General features: G+C 47.6%; 3 protein-coding genes and 1 pseudogene. 2 read left to right on the forward strand and 2 right to left on the reverse strand.

What is annotated here, in order from left to right:
* Positions 1 to 522 precede the first annotated feature (522 nt).
* Positions 523 to 1,788 carry an Lpg1974 family pore-forming outer membrane protein gene (locus Q0294_RS05020; protein ID WP_299461552.1) on the forward strand — a complete coding sequence of 422 codons (1,266 nt, stop codon included), beginning with the start codon at positions 523 to 525 and terminating at the stop codon, positions 1,786 to 1,788.
* A 115-nt stretch (positions 1,789 to 1,903) separates the two neighbouring features.
* Here Q0294_RS05020 and Q0294_RS05025 read toward each other — a convergent pair whose 3' ends face one another.
* On the reverse strand, positions 1,904 to 2,167 hold the full coding sequence (locus Q0294_RS05025) for a hypothetical protein (RefSeq protein ID WP_299461554.1): 264 nt from the start codon (positions 2,165 to 2,167) through the stop codon (positions 1,904 to 1,906).
* A gap of 334 nt (positions 2,168 to 2,501) precedes the next feature.
* Here Q0294_RS05025 and Q0294_RS23375 point away from each other — a divergent pair.
* Positions 2,502 to 2,693: pseudogene (locus tag Q0294_RS23375) on the forward strand (regulator); the annotation flags it as partial.
* A 107-nt stretch (positions 2,694 to 2,800) separates the two neighbouring features.
* On the opposite strand, the gene Q0294_RS05030 reads toward Q0294_RS23375, so the two are convergent.
* Positions 2,801 to 4,066 (reverse strand): DUF1559 domain-containing protein, encoded by a 1,266-nt coding sequence (locus Q0294_RS05030; protein ID WP_299461556.1) that lies wholly within the window; start codon positions 4,064 to 4,066, stop codon positions 2,801 to 2,803.
* Between the last annotated feature and the right edge of the window lie 970 nt (positions 4,067 to 5,036).

A 5,036-nucleotide genomic window follows, 5' to 3' on the forward strand; every position in this document is an offset into this window, starting at 1 on the left:
CTAATAAGGAGGGACTCTTGAATGGCTGACTCAAATAGTGCCGCAGGATTAATACGGTCAAATTCGGGCAGACACTCTTATCTCATTCTTAAAAAGACCTGAAGTTTCAAACGCTTTAAGTCTCTTCATTTTTTATTATAAAACAATTGGATCCTGATGTCCATAATATCGGTCGGTTGTGACCAAAAATTCTATTTTTGGGAAAATTATTTGCGCGGATTTCAAAAATGAGAAGGCATTTATCCCTGTTATACAAGTCGTTACCGTCTGCGTCTTACGGTGGGTACTGGACAATGTTCACATTTCTGGCAGTATCACCAATGAGGGGGAATCTGGCTGTGTTGGCAATGCCAGATGTTCGACTGGGTAAATTTTATAACCTGTATGGATTTCGTTGGGTTTACTGATTGTACTGATTATTCCTGACTGCAAATGCCGATCTTGGATGAGAGACGCCACGCAGGCCGCCTTACGTGGAAGCCAATTTTGGTGGAACAAGGTGGATGAAGGGAATAGGGCCAAATGTTTCTGAAACGCTGGTATATTGTAGCCATGGTCGCGCTGGTTTTAGTAGCGAAGGCGAATATCGGAGAGACTGCGGATCCTACTCCGAGTGTTCCCCATCCCGCGCCTGCCGCTCTGGAAGAAGTTCCCGTCAAGGAGGCTGTCAGCGTCGAGGAGAAGACCGTCAGCAATGAAGGGATTCCCTACGATTCGGGAACAGAGCTGACGTTGAAGATCGGCGTTCCCGATCTCAGGCCCGGTTTTCAATTTCATGCGGGACTCCTGTTACTGCAACCGAGCAGCGATAACCTGGGTTACGCCGTCCTCACGAATGTGAAAAATCCGGCTTCGCCTGTTCCGGTCGCCTCACCCTTTTGGGAGATTCAGACCCTGGAGACGAGTTATCAACCGGGGTTCGAGGTGGGAACCACCTATACGTTTCCCGACTCCGGAAAAGATTTTCAAGCCGACTGGCAGCGTTTAAGGACTTCGAATTCCAGTGCGGTCTCGGCGATCGATGGTTTGCAGTGGGTTTCACCCTTCTCGCAAACCGGGCCCTCCTCAGCAGAATCGTACGATGACTTGAGTGATAATCAGGGGGTCAATTTACTGAGGTCCGCAACAGGGAGCGTGAAGTACGCTTATGACGCAGCAAACTTCGATTTTGGACAACATGTGAATGTTGGTTCGGCGCTGGATCTGCGTCTGTTCGCCGGCTTAAGTTTTGCCCGGCTGCAGGAAAAAATTGAATCGTCTTTTTATGGAGCGCCGCCTGATCCGGGTGCGATGTTTCCCGCATCTGTGCCGCTGCTGATCTCGCTGAATAATACATCCACTTTCACCGGCGTCGGCCCGCGTTTTGGTTTCGATACCCTCTATACGACGTCAGGCGGTCTCCGTCTGACGGGGCAGTTGGGCGCAGCGTTGCTGGTCGGCCGGACGCAGCCGTCTCAATATTTATTTGCGGCCACTTCTCCTGAATTGGCTCTGGTCGGGATTTCGAACAATCAGGAGCAGGTGAGCAGCACAGGTTTTACGCAAGTCGTTTATTCCACCAATGCCAGACTGGGAATCGGCTTTACCCATGTGTTTTCCGGCGGCAATTCTTTTTCGCTGGACGCCGGTTATCAGGCCACCGTTTATGTCGATCCGTTTTCTGGTTACGAGACAAACCACAACGTGCTGCCCCTGCAGATCGGTTCCCTTTCGACCGCCAGTATGAGACACAAAACGAGTAACTTCACGGCACACGGCTTTTATCTCTCACTCACCCTGCAATGGTGAGCAGCCCCGTTGCCAATTCTAAACTGTGAAGCAAGTCTAATGACCGGGGAAACGAGAGTTACCCGGTCATTTTTAATGCGCGGTCTCGATTCTGTTATTGTCCGGGTAACGCTAATTACCCAGACTCTTTGTTATATCGGCTGCACATTTTTATGTATTTTTTGAAAAGCTCTTTAAGAATATCACTTTTCTCACCCGTCCAAACCAAAGGTGCATAGAAGTTCTCTAAGGGGGCACGATATTTCGGAGGCACTCCTGCTGGAGTTTCAAAAAATGCAATAACTGGGCCAACACTCATGATGTATATCGCTAGCAATACTATCAGCACAGTTGGAATGCTTTTCTTAATTAACTTTGCAAGCGATCTTTTTTTAAGCATGCTTCTGACTTTCGATAGATAAATTATATCTATGTGCAGTTAGAATTCATCAAATATTTTCGGGGTAATAGCAATTACCCGGACAACAATCTAAACACTCTTTAACAAATCGAGTGGAGACGGTCCAGTTTGAATACGTCTGATGTAACAACGTATGTTACACGGTTACTTTCCAAATGACCGGGAAACGGCGATTACCCGGACACAAATTTCGGCAGAAATCGGATGGTAAAAAGCTCCCTGTGGACAGGCTGTTTCCGTTTGATATGATTTTTTGTACCTGGCACAATATTATCAAGGCATCCAGCAAGGATACATTAACGGAACTTGTCACATGAAAACCGTTTTTTCAACACATGAAGCTGCCAGGATTTGCAAGGTAAGTCTGCAAACAATCATACGATGCTACGACAGCGGGCAATTGAACGGAATTCGAGTTAAAAATAATAGGTTTCGATTTATATATCGTGATTCACTGCGGGCCTTCATGGTGGAGAACGGAATCGAGACTGATGCCTTAGATGCTGATGATCATCCGCCCCTTTAGATCGACTCCGAATCAGCCCCCTTTACCATCCTCATTGCAAACCAGACCCCTTTAAAGTCTGCGATTGAGTATTTTGTTCGATAGTTTTAGTGCCGGAATGCAATGCGAGCCATGTAAGTTTCTTTATGACGGACGAATTCGATCGTGGAAGAATAATCAATTCCGATTGAGCCCATCGGCTCTGAAATGGTGTCTGGACGAGCATCTCGATCGATTGGTTCCTCGTTTCCATTAACTGTGAAAAGTGACCTGAACAATTTGGGTAGTATGGAAGTAGAGATGGTGCTCACAGTTCCGTCTGCCCAAAGGAAGGCGCCTTGTTGTTCTTGTTTGAATGTGATCGATGAACCGAAACTCTGAGTGTCTCCGGGGCCCTTTAGTTGTGGGGTGAATGCGACGTCGACAGGCTTGAGCCAATCCACAGATTTGTGGGGAGAAGCCGTGCCGATGAGCAGTGTGTTGTGTGTACCATCAGCAAAGTCGTCGACCTTCATTCCGTGGACGCCGGCTTTATAGTCACCAATCATCCAGTGCTCAGGATCATGGTTGGTCAATCCTTGCGGATTGAATGCAGTCTCTCCACCGACAATTGAGAGGAAGTGCGTTGCCGTAGCGGAAAAACGTTTGTCCGATGAAAAGCGATAGACATCGGGAATTTCTTTCAGCAGTTTGCTGTTATTCGGTCCATTCCAGGGTTCGTCGAAGTGATATCGATTAAACAAGTCTACATGGCCAAGGTAAGGTAAGATCAAGACTCGCCAGCTATGCCACGGTTTCCCATCAGGTCCACGTATAACGACAGGCGGAAATCCGTCAAAAGTCTCTCGCCAGTACTGCAGCGCTTTACCGATCGTGAGCAATTTTGATATCGCTTGAATTCGTTCGGTTGGTTCTTCAACATCGGCGACGGGGATTGTTTTGAGAACAGCAGTCGTTGTGCCCGGTGGCCTGAACAATGCGATTTTCTGTCCGCCTTTTAAACGCTTGATTGCTGCGGCGGGGAATCTTGCGGTGGCCTCGTTCTCGTGGTCAACGCTGATGATTTCGATCCGTGATACCCAGGTCCCTTTAGGTGGCAATTGAAATGCTTCGAAAGCAAAATCAATATTAGTGCCAAAGAAGGCTAAATAATGCCCTTCGGTAATGTCAGAGTCGGCTATGCCATCGTTTCTACAATCAATTCGCGGGTTAGTCAACCTGATGATATTCACCGTACCGTTGGGGTTCACTTTTGCGACAGTGCCGGCATTCACGTGGTAAGGGTTTGTGCGAACTGTCAGCAATTCGTCTGCCGATGCGACGTCGATCGCAGCAAGGATGACGATCAGATTTGTGGCGATTAATTGATACATGCTCATTTCCTCTATCGAACTTGTTTTCGCTTGGACATATTCCACTTAACGCATTTACTTCACCGCCGGATCACATTATTTTGCCGCATTACTATTTTTCGGAAATATTCCACATGTGATGCCTTAAACGGGTTCTAAGCTGGATGATTAGAAATAACGTTCCGATCTGAAACAGACAGTCAGCAGGGATCTCATCGCATTACCTGGCCAGAAGCGAAAACCAGCTACATGGCGCAAAAAAAATGCCCGGGAAACGCATATTATCCGGGCATTGTTCTTTAACAGGATCAGGAGTCAGGCTCGGAATGCACCTGTGTGTATTTTCAGAATCATCTACTCGGCATTGAGGATTGGTTCTTTTTCGGTTTTGCTACCACGAAAGACACGAAAAAGCACGAAATTCATTTTGCTGGTTGTGAGCGTTTCGTGTTCGCCAAAGCTGGCTTGTATCGGTGCTTGTTCCTGACTTATGGAACTAACGGCGGCCAGGTGGTGTTTCTGAATTTGAATTCGTCTTTTTAAAACCATCGAGATGTGCAATCAAAAATAGACCGGGGAGGAACCGGGGCTAACGCCCTGCGGCTAATAATGCACGCCTCATTTTTGTTTGCTCTGGCTGAAATGAAAAGGGGCTTCCTCTGGGAATATTTGCGCGGGGGGACACATGGGGACGCTTCCCACTTCTGGTGGTTCACTGCTCTTAGTACTGCTGTCGGATCTTCATCTGCGGTGGGTTGGTTTCTATCGGGTAGAATCTTTTTCGGGCGGACTTTGTTTTGTCTGGCCTGTTGTGATTCTGCGCTTGATACCAAACGGCGGCCAGGTAGTGTTTCTTAATTCGACTTGTTCTGATAAATGTGGATCAACCGGGGCTAACGCCCTGCGGCTAATAAGTCATTCCGGTTGTCAACGTACCTGAAAACAAGATCAGCCGCACGGTGTTAGCCGCGGTTAAAACCGACCTGGGTCA

This window comes from uncultured Gimesia sp. (genome assembly GCF_937919775.1).
Lineage (GTDB): Bacteria > Planctomycetota > Planctomycetia > Planctomycetales > Planctomycetaceae > Gimesia.